This window comes from Chryseobacterium sp. GW823-FHT05E08, from assembly GCF_058795655.1.
Genome location: NZ_JBXAHY010000001.1, coordinates 69,242 through 84,402 on the forward strand (window position 1 = coordinate 69,242; position 15,161 = coordinate 84,402).

A 15,161-nucleotide genomic window follows, 5' to 3' on the forward strand; every position below is an offset into this window, starting at 1 on the left:
TCAATTTCAACTTTTGATTGAATAAATATGATGATGTAATTTAGATGTATTAACTATAAAGAATAAAGAATAGTCTACTAAAGGCAGCAATATTTTTTGATATACAAAAAAGTGTTTTAGAATATATTGCGCCACATCAATGCAAAAAGATGGTTACGATTATTGTCGTAACCATCTTTTTGCAAAAAAAAACCGATAATTTCAAATTACCGGTTTTTCAGTGAGTATAGAGCTATAATATACCTTTTTCAGCAAATGATAAATAGTCTTCTGAGCTTAAAATACAATGATCCAGCAATTGAATATTTAAGAAATTCGAAGCATTTTTTATATTTTGGGTTATTTTTAGATCTTCATTTGAGGGTTTTAAATTTCCTGACGGGTGATTATGTGCTAAGATTATAGCGGATGCATTGCATAGTAGGGCTGCTTGCATAATAATTCTTACATCAACTATGGTTGAAGAAATACCTGATTCGGATATTTTCTTTATCCCTAAAACCTTGTTTGCCTGATTTAAATACAATGCAAAAAATGCTTCTCTGTAATCTATTTCTTCAAGGTCAAAGTATTGACGGAATACATCAACGGCATCACGTGAACAGCTTATTAATTTCTCAGAGTTTCCTTTCTTGAATAACTTAGTTTTATTTCATTGACAATATTAAAATCCATGTGATTGCTCTTATACGGCAGAGACTTGAATTTCCCGTACTTGTTATATTTTTGACTTGTTTTCAGTCTCTTTTCCGATTTATTCCTTATAAGCCTTTCAGGCTTTGCTGAATATTTTTCAAAAGAAAAACCGGAAAAAAGAAAGCAGATATGAAGTGTTGTCAAAGAATAAAAACCAAAAGGAAACGGAATAATTGGAGGGTACCTTTAGGGAGGAGACCGTTTATGCCGTAGTCTTTTGTTGGCATAGGCTGCCGGCTTGCAACAATACCTTAGCTGCCTTTTTACCGGTTTATTATGGAAAATATTTTCTTACGTTTATTCCTTGTCCGATAAAAGCCACTGACTGCCAATTATTGCCAAGTGCAGTCAATTTCTTTTGATCTCATTAAAAAGTCATATTTCACACAAAATACGAGTGATGTCTAGTAAATAAATAATTTTAAATTTGTACATATGAGTCAATTATCATCCAACCTTTTCATTTCTATAAAGCATTTAATTGATAATGCTAAAACTAGCCTTGTCCGAAATATAAATACCACCATGTTATTGACCTATTTTGAAATAGGGAAAATAATTGTTGAGAATGAACAGGGTGGAAAGGATAGAGCGGAATATGCTAAGGAAACGTTGAAAAATTTGAGTAAGCAACTGACAAAAGAGTTTGGAAGAGGATATTCTGTTGATAATTTGCAATGGATGAGAAAGTTTTATCTGACGTTTCAAAATAGGATTACAGAAAATTACGAAACAGCGTTTCGTATTTCTTCTGAAGATTCAAATTATGAATCAGTGTCTCGTAATTCTATTTTTTCATTATCCTGGTCTCACTACATTCAATTAATGAAAATTGAAAATGAGGAAGAACGAAATTTTTATGAAATAGAAGCAAGTCAGAATAGCTGGAGCGTAAGAGAGTTAACACGTCAATATAGTTCAGCGATTTATGAGAGATTGGTATTAAGCAGGGATAAGGAGGGTGTGAAACAATTAGCACTGAAAGGTCAAATTGTGGAGAAACCTATAGATGTGTTAAAAAGCCATTATGTTCTGGAATTCTTAGATTTAAAAGAAGATAACCGCTATTCTGAAAGTGATCTGGAAACTGAAATCATCAATAAGCTGGAGCATTTTATGCTGGAATTAGGTAAAGGTTTTCTATTTGAAGGCCGTCAGCGTAGATTTACTTTCGAGGGTGACAGTTTCTTTGTAGATCTGGTTTTCTATAATCGCCTGTTAAAGTGCTTCGTTCTTCTAGATTTAAAAATAGGAAAGTTGACCCATCAGGATATTGGACAAATGCAGATGTACGTTAACTACTATGACCGAAAAATAAAGCTTGAAGATGAGAACCCAACCATTGGAATTATTCTTTGTAAAGAAGAAAATAAAACAGTCATAGAATTTACACTTCCAGAAAATAATAAAACCATTTTTGCTAAAGAATACAAATCAATTCTTCCAAGCAAAGAAGAACTAAAAAGACAGATTAATTAACGCGCTAAAAAATAGTAAGTATTTCATAAAGTAAACTTAAAATGCATTATAAACTAACAGAAGAGATTATTAATTTAAGTGAATCAAAACAATGGGATCTGGCGAAAAATGAATGGGGATTTGAATTTGCTTATTATGCCGAAGAACTACAAAGTTGCCTTTGTGGTCATTATCCTATTAGAAACATCTGTGTAATAAAAAATAGAATAAATTTAGCTGTTACTGAGGTGGGAAATTGTTGTATAAATAAATTTCTGGGCATAGATGCTGGAAATAAAATATTTTTCTCGATAAAGAAATTACGGGAAGACATTACATCAAGTATAAGTGCTGAAGTAATTGAATATTTTTATAGGAAAAGAGGAATGACAGAGTTTGATTATAAATTTTATAAATCAATTTTTCGTAAAAGAAGCTTGTCCCCTAGGCAATTGGAGATCAAAAAAAATATCAATAATAAATTTCTAAGTTTTACAAGTTATGAAACAAACTCTCATTTTAACAAAATTAATAAGATTTTAAAATGGGCAGAGAGTAATACTACTTTTAATACGGATTTTGTTCGTTCTCTTAAAAAATCCTGCGAACAGAGAGGTCGGCTTACGGAAAATCAATTGACCGCCTTGGACAATATTATAAAGAAATTTAATATTCAATAATATTTTATTTGACTAACAGTGTTTAATTTCTTTTCCGAGCCAAACTCCATATTTTTTCCATTGTTCATAAAACACAATCCATTCTGAGATCCACGGTATGATTTTGAAAAGTGGTGTCTTGGTTAGTAAAGGTTGGTCGATAATTGGATGGTAAAGACATAAAGATAGATCATTAGCATAAAGATGAATATCGTTATCATAAACTATTGATTTATCATCAATAAAAATTCGATCATAACGGAATGGATAAAAAGGGGAAAACGCTAATCGAATAGAATAAGATTTCTCCCCAAAATGTAATGTGCCTGTTCCCTTTAAAGTTCTCTCCTTTGTATCAATTGATAAATTGATCCAATCAAAATATTTTTCAACTAAAGCTTTTTGGACAACTAAAAATGAAAACCAATTCTTTTGGTTTTCTCTCTTAGTATTTACCTCCAAAATTGTGATGAGATTCATTTTTTATTCCTGTATTAGAATTAATATTTCCTTGAACATTTGTTAGTGCTGCACCGGTAGTAATTAAACTGCTCGCTTTGGTGAAAACGTTGTTACTTGATTTTGAGAAAGCAACTATCTGTTCGTTGAGAGCTTTTTTGTATATACCTTCACCAAATAGCTTTATATAGTCTTCTTTACTAGTTTCAAACGAAAATTTAAGATTTTGCCATTTTATATGAAAATCTGCAATAAAACTATAGAAAGCGCTGTAATGGCTGGACGTCCATGAATCTGTGAAGTCCTCCTCAGGGTTTACTGGGTTATAAATTTTAAATCTGATTCCTTGATTAACTGCAACCGAAAAATTATCCTTAATTCTTTTAACAACATTATCTATTGTTTCGAAAATAGAATTTTCACCCTGATATAGTTGCCCTAACAGTGTGGTGATTACAATACTTGATACTCGGTAGTCTTTATCTTGAAAGTAAATATCTCTATATCTTTTTATTAGCTGAGTTGCTCTTTGTAATGGAGTTTTAAAGTACACTTCTTGTGGCAACTTCTCAGTTTCAACTTGTGCTTTGACCAAAGAATCAAAATTCTTTCTAAGTAGTGGTTCACTTGCTGTATTTGCAGCACTCAGAAACCAAATTGAAAATCCCTTCGGGTTTCCACTAGACCAATTTTTAAGTGCTTTTTCTGGAATTTTAATGACTTCCTTCTCAAAAGAATTAGGCATACAAGCTGGTAAAATATCCATATGGAAATCACTTTTATAATTCAAGCGAACGCATCGCTTTTTCTTTTCCATAATAGCTTTGTAATAAGAATCTTTTTCCAAAGCTTTAACCAAAGCATTGTAAATATCTTCTGGGCTATGTTTGTAATAGGGATCATAGATATGTAGTACTGTATCAAGATCAAAATCTTTATCATTAATAGGCTTAACGGTAGTTCCGGTACGCGTTGATCCCTGGGCATAAATTTCTATAACTAAATCGTTAAAGAAATCACTATCTTTTTTTAATAAATCTGCGACAGTATTGTAAGCCGTTTCCATTCTTTCCAATCGGGTTTTATCCAACTGTAACTCTTGTGCAATTCTTGCTAAAAGTTCCTCTCTTTGAAGAATATAATCCTTAAAAATGTCTATCATTTTAAAAATCTTTATTAATTATTAATTTTGTATGTTGTCCTATTCTGGAAATTTGAGTTCCATTTTCAATCAGTCTAAGCTGCTCAATACTATCGCAGTCTACAATGGCAAATCCTTTTGATAAGTCATTTTTTTGTTTTGATAACTCAACTAAATATTTTTTCTGAGCATCGTTTGGAATCAATTCAAAGATGTCGTAGATTAGTATCTCGTAACAGCTAAAGAAATCACTCCAAATAAGATTTTTTGAAAATCTGCGAATTCTTTTGTGATTAAAATTTTGAAAAATAGCTGAATCAAGAATCCCGGTATCTAAAAGTTCTTCTTTAAATTCTCTTTTAGGATCTAATTCTCTTTCATTACCAGTATCAAACCAATTAAGCACCTCTATGCAGTGCTTCCCATTAACCATAAATCTTAAATCAGAAGAACTCTTTTCATCGACATCCAATCCATTTTTTAAATTATCTGGTTTATATCCCCATTTATTAAATAAAGTATCATCTGCATATCTTTTATATGCACCTCCAACTGGTTGTAATTGATTTTCAATTCTTCTATTCAGTACTAACAAATATTTGTTTGCGCCAGGAATTTGAATTTTATACAAACCACTTATGGAAAAACGAATGTCGACATTACGATACTTCCAAAACTTAGTTTTGAAATATAATGCTAACTGATTCCTATTTTCCCAAGCTACATTTGCACCTTTTATTAAAAATGGCTTTATCGTTGTAAATAATGTTGTTATCATATATTTGATTTTTAATTAAATAAACTCACAAGTATTAATTTCAATTAACACTTGTGAGTTTTCAAAAGAGTTATTTTTCTTTTCTTACTCCTTTGAAAGGTGTGTTGTCAGAGGTTTTTACATCCATAAATCTTCCAGTTTCTGTGTCACGTTTAACCCAGGCATCGGTTTTAGGATTATAAGTTTGAGAACGCCCTTTGACAGCACCGTTTCTGTGGCCATCGCCACTTGGTGGATTTGTTGCCATAACTTTATGTACAATCTTTCCATTAACTTGAGACACAATGGAATTGCCTTAGACTCTATGTCTTATAAGTATAAAGTAAAAAGCGTGACATTGATTAATATTTTGTAATTTGTCACGAATATTTATTTAATATAAAAGCCAATGACAATAGACGAAATTGAAGAAACGCTATTACTCATTTCTGAAAAGTCACTTGATGAAGGTGGTGCAGTAGCAGCATTTACAAATCTTTATAAAAATTATAGTAAATTTTTAAACACAGTAATTTCTGGAGTGCTGAAGATTAGTGGAATTTATGATGAACATGTATTAAATACTGTGATGAACAACACTTTTTATAAGCTTTATGAGGATCCTTTGGCTTTTTCCTTTCCGAAGGATACTGTAGATGATAAAACTTTCAAAGCTTGGCTCTCTGTAGTAGCAAAGAACGAATTAAAGGGATTACTGAAAGAATATTATCACAGCAATCCTTCTCTGGAAGAAATTGGTACAGAAACTGTAGCATTTAATGAAGAACTACCTTTAGAAGTTTTTGAAAGTGCAAATATGAAAGTACTAAACGATGCATTAAATACTTTATCAGAGAGAGATAGGCATATACTGTTAACACTTTATTTATACTATGAAGACGGTAAAAAAACACCTTCTGATACTTTAGATTTGTTGTGTGAAATGCATGGAACAACTAAAGTTAATATTCGTAAAATACGTGAAAGAAGCGAAAAAAAAATTATTGATTATATCACTCAACATACTCAATTAAAACCTTTAAAGAATGTCAAATAAAAATAGCATAAGAAAATTATTACAGGCTAAAGGGTTACTTTTTCCAGAAACAGAAAAGGAGGTTGAGGCATTCGAATCACTCAACCCTATTTACAACGAGACTCCAAGCGATTGGAATTCTCCTGAAGATATTATTAGAAGAGGTATTCAAAAACTTAAAAATATTAAATCTGAAAGTACTGAAGCGTTAGATAATGAGATTGAAGAACTAAGAATGGTTGCAAGAAAGGGTAATGCTCTCCCTCAACATATTATAGATAAAATGAAGGCAAATCATAAGAAAAATGATAAATAATACGCCTTTAAGTCATATAAAAGAGTTAGCCGAATTTATTGCTTTACAGTATGATGAGAAATTGACTCCTGTAGATAAGATTGCACAAGATGAAGGTTTAGAATTATTTTATGATGGATATGAAACAGGTACTTTCGATGGTATGACTGTGTATCAAAATCGTAAATTCTACGTTCATCTCAATATTGATAGTGGAAATAGGAAAGATTCTACACGAGGACGTTTCACATTGGCTCACGAACTTGGGCACTATTTTATTGATGCTCATAGAGTAGGATTACAAAAAGGCATTCTTGTCCCACACTCGTCTAATACTAATAAAAAACAATTTGACACTATAGAAAGAGAGGCTGACTATTTTGCATCTTGTTTACTTATGCCTGAATCAAGATTTAAGGACGAAATTTTCAGAAAAAAATTTAATTATGAATTAATTCAAAATCTTGCAACCCGATATAATGTAAGTATTACTGCCTGTGCTTTGAGATTTGCTCAAATAGGAAATCATCCTATTATGATTGTTTACGTTGAAAACGGAGTGGTTAAATGGAAATTAGAAAGCGATGACTTTCCCTACAAATGGTTACTGAATGAAAAAAAAATTCCTAAAAATACAGTCGTAGGAGTATTTTTCCAAATCCAATCTGCGAGATGTTTATAAAACAGAAAAAGTATGGGCGATGGATTGGTTTAATAATGTGAGAGATTATGATACAAACCGATCATTTTATGAGCATTGTATTCCCCATAGAAATAAGGCTTTAAGTATTATCTGGGAAGATTGATTTTAGCTGTCCCTAATTTAGCCTTTGTAGTGTGTACTTAGATCTAATTATAATAATCTTAAAGAAGATCAAAGACATTCTCTGACTTTAGAAGACAGTATTAAATCTTAGACTAACTTTTATCTAATTTATTTCTGTCAAGATAAAATTCTTGATGAGATTGTTATGAAGAAAGATAGATCCAAGAATGAGCCCGTATCTCAGCCCGATATTAAAAAATATATTCCAACAATCAAGCTAAAGAAAATTCCTCCCGATAAAGCTTTGGAAATCCTTAGAACAGCTGGCTATAATATTAATGAAGAACAATCAGAAGAAATTATGGAATTTCTATACATTGTTGTAAAACTTACGCTCAAAGAATTTTTTACATCTGATTGATTATTCGTATTTTAGTAAAATATTAGAATGATGAATTTCTACTGTAAAGATTTTTAATTGTTTACTCCCTAAAATTAAATTTTAACGAAATCATCAGAACAATGATAATAGCAGATCTATATATAAGAGTTTCCACTGATGAGCAGGCGGAAAAAGGATATTCTCAGAGAGATCAGGACGAAAGATTACGCAGATATTGTGCAAATAATGATATTTCTATTAATAGAGTAATCTATGAAGACCATTCAGCTAAAAGTTTTGAACGTCCTGAGTGGAAAAAGTATCTTCTCGAAATCAAAAAAAAGAGCCATAAAAGCAGTTTGGTTCTATTCACAAAGTGGGATCGATTTAGTCGTAATACCAGTGATGCCTATCAAATGATCAGTTTGCTCCAAAAAAATCACGTTATTCCCCAAGCCATTGAGCAGCCTTTGGATATGTCAGTTCCTGAAAATAAATTAATGTTGGCTATTTATTTATCTACTCCCGAAGTGGAAAATGACAGAAGAGCATTAAATACTTTCCATGGAATGCGAAGAGCAAAAAAAGAGGGACGACTGATGGGGATAGCTCCTTATGGATATATCAACAGAAGTCATGAAGATGGTAAAAAATATATTGCAATTAAGGATCCGGAGGCTTCCAATATTATCTGGGCATTTAATGAGATTTCCAAAGGTCATATTCCTGCTGACCATGTAAGGCTGCAAATGAATAAAAGAGAGGGAGTATCAATGTCAAGAAGTGCTTTCTCCAAAGCTATGAGAAATCCGGTTTACTGCGGGAAGATCTATATTGAAGACTATAAACAAGAGGAAGCTTATTACACTGAAGGAAAACACGAGGCATTGATTAGCGAACGATTATTTAATCAGGTTCAACACATTATGGACAAAAAAAGGAAATTAGAGGGTCCTGGTGGAAGAGTTCTTGGAAACGAGCGTTTTCCCCTTAGAGGCCTTCTAGTCTGTCCAAGGTGTGGAAAGAATCTTACGGCAAGCGGTGCAAAAGGAAAGTCTAGAACCTATTATTACTATCATTGCCATTATAAATGTGGATTCAGGTTTGACTCTGACAAGTTAAATGAACTCTTTGAGTTTGAAATTTCTAAACTGGAATACAATCCGATCATCAAAGAACTTATGAAGGAGATACTTTTAGATAATTATAAACAATTCACTTGTGATATAGAAGCTAAAAGAAAGTCAATTTCAAAAGAGATCAATTTACTCAATGAAAAGGTTGCTAATGCAAGAGATAAATATCTTGTCGATAAATTAGATGAAGAGGATTATAAAGAGATCAAAAGGATCACAAAATCACAAATTGAACAATTGGAACAGGAGCTTCAGCAAATGGTTTCGGATAGCAAGGAGCTTGACATTAGAACAACAATAGACACTGCACTTGACGGGATGGAAAACCTTGTAAACCTTTATCAGCAGGGTGATCTTCAAACGAAAAGAACGATTGGGTGTTTGATATTTCCCCAAAAAGTTGAATTTGACGGAAAAAGTTTTCAAACACCTAAAATGAATATTGTTGCTCAGTGTATCTACCAGTATAACAATGGATTGGGAAATAAAAAAAACCGACATCGAAGAGTAAAATCTTCAAATGTCGGTCTTGTGACCTCGACAGGATTCAAACCTGTAACCTTCTGAGCCGTAATCAGATGCGCTATTCAGTTGCGCCACGAGGCCATTGTTTCCTTATTGTTTTAAGGTTTGCAAATATAGCACTTTTTTCTTTTCTTTGAAAGATGAAAGCAAAAATTTTACTGTTAATCACGTTTTTCACGCTAATCGCCTGTAAAAGAGAGCAAAAAAAATCACCTTCAGAATCGGTTTCCATCTCGAATTTGGTTCAGTATGATGAGAAGAATGATGCTTTACACTTAAAATCGGGAAATTTTACTTATGATTTAAAGAAAAATCAGATTCCTTTCAAGAAAATTATCTTACTGAATGCAAGTATGGCGGGATATATTTCCGAGTTGGGAGCAGAAAATTTGATTATCGGAGTTTCAAGTCCGGAATATATTTATTCAGATAAAATTCAAAACTTACTTAAAGAAGGAAAAATTCAGAATGTAGGAAGCGAACAGAAATATGATGTAGAAAAAATCATTTCATTAAAACCTGATGCAATTTTCACCAATCATATTGCAAGTTTCGATAATACCTATCAATTATTAAAAAATAACGGAATTCAGGTAATTTTCCTTGATGAATACATGGAGCAAAAACCATTGGAAAAGACGGCATATCTAAAACTTTTCGGAAAGCTTTTTGGAAAAGATAAAGAAGCCGAAACAAAATTCACTGAAATTGAGAAAAATTATAACGAATTAAAGCAACTGGCTTTAAAAGCTCAATCAAAACCTGTTGTTTTAGCGAATGAAATGTATGGCGATGTCTGGTATCTTCCAGGTGGGAAAACTTCTGTAGCCAATTTTATTTCAGATGCCAACGCAGAATATATTTTAAAAAATAATACAGATGAAAAGGCGTTAACAATGAGCTTTGAAGAAGTTTTTGCAAAATCCAATACGGTTCAATATTGGGTAAATGCCGGAAATCATACTTCAAAAAAAGAAATGCTTAGCCTGAATCCTTTTTATGGAAAATTAAGTGTTTTCAACAAAGGAAAAATCTACGGAATTATGGGCAAAGAAAGACAAAAAGCCAATGACTTTTTTGAAAGCGGAATTGTAAGAGCCGATCTTGTTCTTAAAGATTATATTAAAATTTTCCACCCGGAGCTTCTTCCGGATTATCAGTTGACTTATATGAAAGAATTGCAATAACTCAGAGTATTTGTTTATTTTTGCAGTTCCTTTTTAATAGATATGTGGAAAAAAATTAAACAGTTTATTTTTATTGTTCTCATTCTCAACGTGGTATTCATTGTTTGGGGGCGATTCTTCAATCCGCCGATCACTATTACACAGATCGGAGGACTTTTCGAGTTCGGAAAATTGCACAGAGATTACATTTCCTACGACGAAATGGGGAATAATGTGAAAAAAGCAGTCATTGCTTCTGAAGATCAAAAGTTCTTTATGCATGACGGTTTCGACTACACGGCCATCGAAAAAGCGATGAAAAACAATGAAAAAGGAAAAAAAATAAGAGGTGGAAGCACAATTTCTCAGCAAACAGCGAAAAATGTTTTTCTTTGGCAGGGTAGAAGCTGGTTGAGAAAAGGGTTGGAAGCTGTTTATACCTTTATTATTGAGAAGGTTTGGACTAAGGATATTATTTTGGAAAGATACCTTAATTCGATTGAAATGGGGCAAGGGGTTTTCGGTGTAGAAGCTGCTGCACAGTATTATTTTGGAAAGCCGTCCAAAGATCTTTCGGCTTCAGATGCGGCTTGGATTGCTGCTGTTTTACCGAATCCTAAAAAGTATGATCCAAAAAATCCGTCATCATATTTGAGAAAGAAACACAATTGGATCATGAGACAAATGAGGAATGTGAGTTTGAAATAGTATCTTTGTACTAATGAAGTTCTTCAATTCCAGTACAAATTTTGAATCTGTTCTTAAAAAATATTTTTCTTTTAAGAATGAAACGCTCTCTTTAGAACCTTTTGCAGAGTTTTTAGAGAGTATAAAAAAAACAGATTTTACGGATGTTCTTAATTTTTTTAGAAACAATCCTAATTTTGCTGAAAATTTTAAACATTACATTCACAATATTTTCGCCGGAAGACCATTCAATCTGTCTTTAACGGAAGCTAATATTTTGTCTGAAAATGCTTTCTTTCCCGAACTTAAAAAAAGGATTCTTAATAAAATATTACCACCTGTAGAAAACGAAAAAACCGTTTGGTTTATGGTGGATAATATCAGTTTAAGACCTAAAGCTGATCTAAAATATCTTCATAATCTTCCCGAAAACGAGATCAACGAATTATTGAAAATTTTTGGCGCTGCAGATTTTATCACAAAATCAAAAGTGAAAAAAGAAATGATCTTCGCAATGAATATCCTTTCGTGGCGCGCTACAGGAATGGCGATGGAAGTGGAAGTGGTAAGAATGGCTCCGCAATACAGAAATTTCGACAATCCGTTTTTGGCTTTACAAAATGAATTGGAAGATCTTGCTGCAGAATTAGAGAAAAATCCTGACCTTCAATTACACTCAAAAGACAGCAGATATAAGCAGATTAAAATTTACACCGAACAATGTTTGGAATTTGTAAATATTGCCTTTAAAAATTCTTCTAAATATGGGATTTCAGGAAAAATTAATCAATCTCTTCTGAAAATCCGTCAGCAGATGCAAAGGGTTTATGATATTGTAAATTTATTGGTGATTGATACTGAAGAAGATATTTTAATTAAATCTAAACAGTTAATTTTTAATATATTAAGTTATAAATCTCACAAGAATAATATTTCGGAACTCATTAATGACAGTACCAGATTAATTTCCCACCTTATTACAAATCACACTGCAGAAACAGGCGCGCATTACATTACATCTACCCGAAAAGAGTATATGAAAATGTTCTACAAAGCAAGTGGTGGTGGAATTATTGTTGGAGCGTTATGTGTCTTGAAAATGCTTTACGGATACATTCCGGGAAGTGATTTTTCACATGCATTTTTATATTCGATGAATTATGCGATGGGATTTGTGATGATTTATCTGATGGGCTTTACGTTGGCAACGAAACAGCCGGCGATGACAGCGGCGACGATGACCAAGGTTCTTTCCGAAGAAGGAAATACTAAAAATGACCGGACAGAATTTGCTCATTTAGTTTCAAAACTATTTAGAAGTCAGTTTATTGCGTTTGTTGGGAACGTGCTATTATCTTTCCCGATTGCGTTGGCAATTATTTATGGATTGGATGTATTTTTCTCACAAAATCTTGCGGTTGACCGATCTGATAAATTATTGAAAGACTTAGATCCATTTCACTCTAAAGCTATTTTACATGCGAGTATTGCAGGATTTTATCTTTTTATTTCGGGAATAATTTCAGGGAATATTGGGAACAACTCAGTCTTTTTCCAAATACCGGAAAGAATTGCGAAAAACCTTTCTATCAGAATACTTTTTGGAGCAAAATTTGCCAAAGGATTATCAAAATATTACGCTAAAAACTGGCCGGGAATCGTCTCTAATTTCTGGTTTGGAGTTTTCCTTGGAGCAACGGCTCCTGTGGGATTGTTCTTCGGATTAGACTTAGATATTCGCCACATTACTTTTGCAGCAGGAAACTTTGCAATCGGACTTTACGGAAAAGATTTTTCTGTAGATTCTTATACTTTCTGGATCTCATTTTTTACCGTTTTCCTGATTGGATTCTTTAACTTTTTGGTAAGTTTTAGTTTATCAATGTTCTTGGCATTCAGATCAAGAAAACTGAATTTTGGACAGGTAAGTGAAATTTATAAAGAAATATTTAGGTATTTTTTCAAAAATCCATTAAAATTTTTCCTTCCGATAAGCTCGGGACTGGATAAAAGAGCTGATGATATGATGAGCAATTCAATGTCTACAAAATCTGAAGATCATTAAATTTTTCCTCACCAAATTTGTCTTGAAACTTTTTAAGATAAAAACTTCTGCGCATTTTAAAATCGTTCTTCAATAAAGGAGAATTAATCTTTATAATGATGCATTTGTCTTCAATATTTACATTTTGGATTTCATTAAAAAGGCTTTCATCAAGATATTCTTCAAGAAAATCTTTAATTTCAAAGGCTACAAGTTTATGCTCAAACCCATGAATTCTCGCGAAAGATTTTACAAGTTCTGAGGATTGGAATTCACGTTTTTTATTTTTTTTCATAAATATTAATTTTATGTTGTGTTTGCAATCCCTTATTTTTGAAAAATTCTTCAATTTTAAAATAAAAATTATCACACATATCATTTATTTCTAATGATTTTTCAGAAGTGAATTCTATTCTGTGACATTCAAAACAAATTTCGAGAATTTCAAAAACTTTATCATTTTCATTATAAAAAAGAACTGCATTTCGTGGAAAAAAGCACTTACTTAGGCTTTGTGAGCCATTCGGAAATTTACCACAAGTATTGTAAAGTAATTTTGACAACTCAAAAAATTCTGTAAAATTGAGAGTTTTAGTTTGACTAATTCCTACCAGATCTTCTTTTTCTAAAATATCCTTTAATTGAATTGGCTTTTTTTGATTCTTAATTATTTCTTTAATCACTGCAGAATCTTTGATGGGTGGTAACGGAACAGGAAATTCACTTAAGAAATCCACATTGTAAGAAATGATTTTTATTTTCGTCGCCTGATTAAAAGGGTAGTTATTCATGAGTTCATTCGTTGAAAATCTCTTTTGACCAAAAATGAAAAATGAAAAAGAAAAAAATATCAAAAGTGAAAACTTGCTCATATTTAAATCTCAAAAATTATGCTTTCCTCATTAATCTTTTTCACAACGCTTTCTGTACGTTCTCTGTGTGTATCTGTAATGAAAATTTGACCAAAATTTTCCTGATTTACGAGTTCAATAAGCTGAGAAACTCTTTGGTCATCAAGCTTATCAAAAATATCATCTAATAATAGGATTGGGGTTTTTCCTGTCAGTTCCTTTACAAGACTCATTTGAGCTAATTTTAAAGCAATAAGAAAGGATTTTTGTTGACCTTGTGAACCTATTTTTTTAATTAAAACAGTATCCATATCAAAAAGAAGATCGTCTTTGTGGATCCCTTTTGAAGTGTAGGTTAACATTCTGTCTCTCTCAATATTATCTCTTAATAGGTTTTGAAAAGAATCATCAAATAAATGAGATTCATAAATCACGGAAACAGTTTCTTTTCCGCCTGAAATGATGTTATAAAAGTTCTGAACAATAGGATTAAGCTGTGATACAAACGCTCTTCTTTTTTCAAATATTTTAGTTCCGGATCTTGAAATCGGCTCGTCATAGATTTCTAAAGAATCTTTGTCAAAAACTCGGTTTTTAGCGAAATATTTTAACAAAGCATTTCTCTGCTGAATCGTTTTTTGATATTGAATCAACTCAAAAAGATATTCAGAATTCGTCTGAGAAATCATAGAATCCAGAAATTTCCGTCTGCTTTCTCCGGAATCTGAGATCAAATTAGAATCATAAGGAGAGATCATCACACTTGGCAAATAACCGATATGATCAGCCATTCTATCATAGCTTTTATCATTTTTTTTAATAATCTTTTTTGATTCTTTAGGTTGAGAAATTTTGATAATATCTTCACTGTCATCATTCTGAATTTCAGCGTCAATTGTAAAAAAATCCTCGTCTTTTTTGATGTTATTAATGTCGGTATTTCCCAAAAAACTTTTCCCTACTGAAAGGTAATGAAGAGCATCCAGAATATTTGTTTTTCCAACCCCGTTATTTCCTACGAAACAATTGATCTGTGGAGAAAATTCAAATTTTTTCTCAGAATGGTTCTTGAAATTATACAGGGAAAGCTTATTAATAATCAT

General features: G+C 32.0%; 18 protein-coding genes and 1 tRNA gene. 10 read left to right on the plus strand and 9 right to left on the minus strand.

Translation table 11 applies throughout. The features are described from left to right. Positions 1-232: 232 nt before the first annotated feature. Positions 233-610, minus strand: coding sequence for a JAB domain-containing protein (locus AC1Q7L_RS00300; RefSeq protein WP_223878209.1), 378 nt, complete (start codon positions 608-610; stop codon positions 233-235). Positions 611-1,131: 521 nt separating this feature from the next. Between AC1Q7L_RS00300 and AC1Q7L_RS00305 the strand changes: the two genes are divergently transcribed. Beyond that, positions 1,132-2,175 (plus strand): PDDEXK nuclease domain-containing protein, encoded by a 1,044-nt coding sequence (locus AC1Q7L_RS00305; protein WP_073174642.1) that lies wholly within the window; start codon positions 1,132-1,134, stop codon positions 2,173-2,175. A 41-nt stretch (positions 2,176-2,216) separates the two neighbouring features. Continuing rightward, positions 2,217-2,834 (plus strand): hypothetical protein, encoded by a 618-nt coding sequence (locus tag AC1Q7L_RS00310; protein WP_073174641.1) that lies wholly within the window; start codon positions 2,217-2,219, stop codon positions 2,832-2,834. A 12-nt stretch (positions 2,835-2,846) separates the two neighbouring features. Here the strand turns inward: AC1Q7L_RS00310 and AC1Q7L_RS00315 are convergent, their stop codons facing one another. The 4 genes from AC1Q7L_RS00315 to AC1Q7L_RS00330 all read right to left on the minus strand — a co-directional run bounded on the left by AC1Q7L_RS00315 (position 2,847) and on the right by AC1Q7L_RS00330 (position 5,438). Next, the gene (locus tag AC1Q7L_RS00315; RefSeq protein ID WP_073174640.1) at positions 2,847-3,293 is read right to left on the minus strand and encodes a type II CBASS E2 protein; all 447 of its coding nucleotides are present in this window, start codon (positions 3,291-3,293) and stop codon (positions 2,847-2,849) included. Continuing rightward, the gene (locus AC1Q7L_RS00320) at positions 3,259-4,434 is read right to left on the minus strand and encodes a nucleotidyltransferase domain-containing protein (RefSeq protein WP_073174639.1); all 1,176 of its coding nucleotides are present in this window, start codon (positions 4,432-4,434) and stop codon (positions 3,259-3,261) included. Before AC1Q7L_RS00320 ends, AC1Q7L_RS00315 begins: the two co-directional genes overlap by 35 nt. 1 nt (position 4,435) lies before the next feature. Then, a complete protein-coding gene (locus AC1Q7L_RS00325) occupies positions 4,436-5,191 on the minus strand; it encodes an SMODS-associated NUDIX domain-containing protein (RefSeq protein WP_073174638.1) in 756 nt (251 codons plus the stop codon). Between the two features lie 70 nt (positions 5,192-5,261). Next, positions 5,262-5,438 carry a hypothetical protein gene (locus AC1Q7L_RS00330; protein WP_175550398.1) on the minus strand — a complete coding sequence of 59 codons (177 nt, stop codon included), beginning with the start codon at positions 5,436-5,438 and terminating at the stop codon, positions 5,262-5,264. A 141-nt stretch (positions 5,439-5,579) separates the two neighbouring features. Here AC1Q7L_RS00330 and AC1Q7L_RS00335 point away from each other — a divergent pair, with 141 nt between their 5' ends. From AC1Q7L_RS00335 to AC1Q7L_RS00355, 5 genes are all read left to right on the plus strand, one after another. After that, positions 5,580-6,227: a sigma-70 family RNA polymerase sigma factor gene (locus AC1Q7L_RS00335; protein WP_073174637.1), complete on the plus strand. Its 648-nt coding sequence runs from the start codon at positions 5,580-5,582 to the stop codon at positions 6,225-6,227. Beyond that, entirely contained in the window at positions 6,217-6,522 is a 306-nt protein-coding gene (locus tag AC1Q7L_RS00340) for a hypothetical protein (RefSeq protein WP_073174636.1), read from the plus strand. Before AC1Q7L_RS00335 ends, AC1Q7L_RS00340 begins: the two co-directional genes overlap by 11 nt. Then, positions 6,512-7,183 carry an ImmA/IrrE family metallo-endopeptidase gene (locus AC1Q7L_RS00345; protein ID WP_492305891.1) on the plus strand — a complete coding sequence of 224 codons (672 nt, stop codon included), beginning with the start codon at positions 6,512-6,514 and terminating at the stop codon, positions 7,181-7,183. The genes AC1Q7L_RS00340 and AC1Q7L_RS00345 overlap by 11 nt, the downstream gene beginning before the upstream one ends. Positions 7,184-7,472: 289 nt before the next feature. Continuing rightward, positions 7,473-7,688 (plus strand): hypothetical protein, encoded by a 216-nt coding sequence (locus tag AC1Q7L_RS00350; RefSeq protein ID WP_073174634.1) that lies wholly within the window; start codon positions 7,473-7,475, stop codon positions 7,686-7,688. Between the two features lie 101 nt (positions 7,689-7,789). Further along, entirely contained in the window at positions 7,790-9,352 is a 1,563-nt protein-coding gene (locus AC1Q7L_RS00355) for a recombinase family protein (protein ID WP_073174633.1), read from the plus strand. Here the strand turns inward: AC1Q7L_RS00355 and AC1Q7L_RS00360 are convergent. Continuing rightward, positions 9,318-9,391, minus strand: a tRNA-Arg gene (locus tag AC1Q7L_RS00360). The genes AC1Q7L_RS00355 and AC1Q7L_RS00360 overlap by 35 nt on opposite strands. A 59-nt stretch (positions 9,392-9,450) precedes the next feature. Between AC1Q7L_RS00360 and AC1Q7L_RS00365 the strand changes: the two genes are divergently transcribed. The 3 genes from AC1Q7L_RS00365 to AC1Q7L_RS00375 are packed head-to-tail and all read left to right on the plus strand — an operon-like array spanning position 9,451 to position 13,228. After that, on the plus strand, positions 9,451-10,497 hold the full coding sequence (locus AC1Q7L_RS00365) for an ABC transporter substrate-binding protein (protein WP_492305890.1): 1,047 nt from the start codon (positions 9,451-9,453) through the stop codon (positions 10,495-10,497). 42 nt (positions 10,498-10,539) lie between these two features. Beyond that, positions 10,540-11,184 carry a monofunctional biosynthetic peptidoglycan transglycosylase gene (gene mtgA / locus AC1Q7L_RS00370; RefSeq protein ID WP_492305889.1) on the plus strand — a complete coding sequence of 215 codons (645 nt, stop codon included), beginning with the start codon at positions 10,540-10,542 and terminating at the stop codon, positions 11,182-11,184. 13 nt (positions 11,185-11,197) lie between these two features. Continuing rightward, positions 11,198-13,228 (plus strand): recombinase, encoded by a 2,031-nt coding sequence (locus tag AC1Q7L_RS00375; protein ID WP_492305888.1) that lies wholly within the window; start codon positions 11,198-11,200, stop codon positions 13,226-13,228. Here AC1Q7L_RS00375 and AC1Q7L_RS00380 read toward each other — a convergent pair. The 3 genes from AC1Q7L_RS00380 to recF all read right to left on the minus strand — a co-directional run bounded on the left by AC1Q7L_RS00380 (position 13,206) and on the right by recF (position 15,161). Continuing rightward, a complete protein-coding gene (locus AC1Q7L_RS00380; protein WP_492305887.1) occupies positions 13,206-13,502 on the minus strand; it encodes a hypothetical protein in 297 nt (98 codons plus the stop codon). The two genes, AC1Q7L_RS00375 and AC1Q7L_RS00380, sit on opposite strands and share 23 nt — an antisense overlap. Beyond that, on the minus strand, positions 13,489-13,890 hold the full coding sequence (locus AC1Q7L_RS00385; protein WP_492305886.1) for a hypothetical protein: 402 nt from the start codon (positions 13,888-13,890) through the stop codon (positions 13,489-13,491). Before AC1Q7L_RS00385 ends, AC1Q7L_RS00380 begins: the two co-directional genes overlap by 14 nt. Before the next feature lie 191 nt (positions 13,891-14,081). Next, positions 14,082-15,161, minus strand: coding sequence for a DNA replication/repair protein RecF (gene recF / locus AC1Q7L_RS00390; protein ID WP_492305885.1), 1,080 nt, complete (start codon positions 15,159-15,161; stop codon positions 14,082-14,084).

What these genes read in the sequence shown, in the direction of transcription:
- AC1Q7L_RS00340 (WP_073174636.1), top strand. Translation starts at nt 6,217, where the DNA reads ATGTCAAATAAAAATAGCATAAGAAAATTATTACAGGCTAAAGGGTTA.
- mtgA (WP_492305889.1), top strand. Translation starts at nt 10,540, where the DNA reads ATGTGGAAAAAAATTAAACAGTTTATTTTTATTGTTCTCATTCTCAAC.
- AC1Q7L_RS00375 (WP_492305888.1), top strand. Translation starts at nt 11,198, where the DNA reads ATGAAGTTCTTCAATTCCAGTACAAATTTTGAATCTGTTCTTAAAAAA.
- AC1Q7L_RS00315 (WP_073174640.1), bottom strand. Translation starts at nt 3,293, where the DNA reads ATGAATCTCATCACAATTTTGGAGGTAAATACTAAGAGAGAAAACCAA.
- AC1Q7L_RS00355 (WP_073174633.1), top strand. Translation starts at nt 7,790, where the DNA reads ATGATAATAGCAGATCTATATATAAGAGTTTCCACTGATGAGCAGGCG.
- AC1Q7L_RS00335 (WP_073174637.1), top strand. Translation starts at nt 5,580, where the DNA reads ATGACAATAGACGAAATTGAAGAAACGCTATTACTCATTTCTGAAAAG.
- recF (WP_492305885.1), bottom strand. Translation starts at nt 15,161, where the DNA reads ATGATTATTAATAAGCTTTCCCTGTATAATTTCAAGAACCATTCTGAG.
- AC1Q7L_RS00305 (WP_073174642.1), top strand. Translation starts at nt 1,132, where the DNA reads ATGAGTCAATTATCATCCAACCTTTTCATTTCTATAAAGCATTTAATT.
- AC1Q7L_RS00320 (WP_073174639.1), bottom strand. Translation starts at nt 4,434, where the DNA reads ATGATAGACATTTTTAAGGATTATATTCTTCAAAGAGAGGAACTTTTA.
- AC1Q7L_RS00310 (WP_073174641.1), top strand. Translation starts at nt 2,217, where the DNA reads ATGCATTATAAACTAACAGAAGAGATTATTAATTTAAGTGAATCAAAA.
- AC1Q7L_RS00345 (WP_492305891.1), top strand. Translation starts at nt 6,512, where the DNA reads ATGATAAATAATACGCCTTTAAGTCATATAAAAGAGTTAGCCGAATTT.
- AC1Q7L_RS00380 (WP_492305887.1), bottom strand. Translation starts at nt 13,502, where the DNA reads ATGAAAAAAAATAAAAAACGTGAATTCCAATCCTCAGAACTTGTAAAA.
- AC1Q7L_RS00350 (WP_073174634.1), top strand. Translation starts at nt 7,473, where the DNA reads ATGAAGAAAGATAGATCCAAGAATGAGCCCGTATCTCAGCCCGATATT.
- AC1Q7L_RS00365 (WP_492305890.1), top strand. Translation starts at nt 9,451, where the DNA reads ATGAAAGCAAAAATTTTACTGTTAATCACGTTTTTCACGCTAATCGCC.
- AC1Q7L_RS00330 (WP_175550398.1), bottom strand. Translation starts at nt 5,438, where the DNA reads ATGGCAACAAATCCACCAAGTGGCGATGGCCACAGAAACGGTGCTGTC.
- AC1Q7L_RS00325 (WP_073174638.1), bottom strand. Translation starts at nt 5,191, where the DNA reads ATGATAACAACATTATTTACAACGATAAAGCCATTTTTAATAAAAGGT.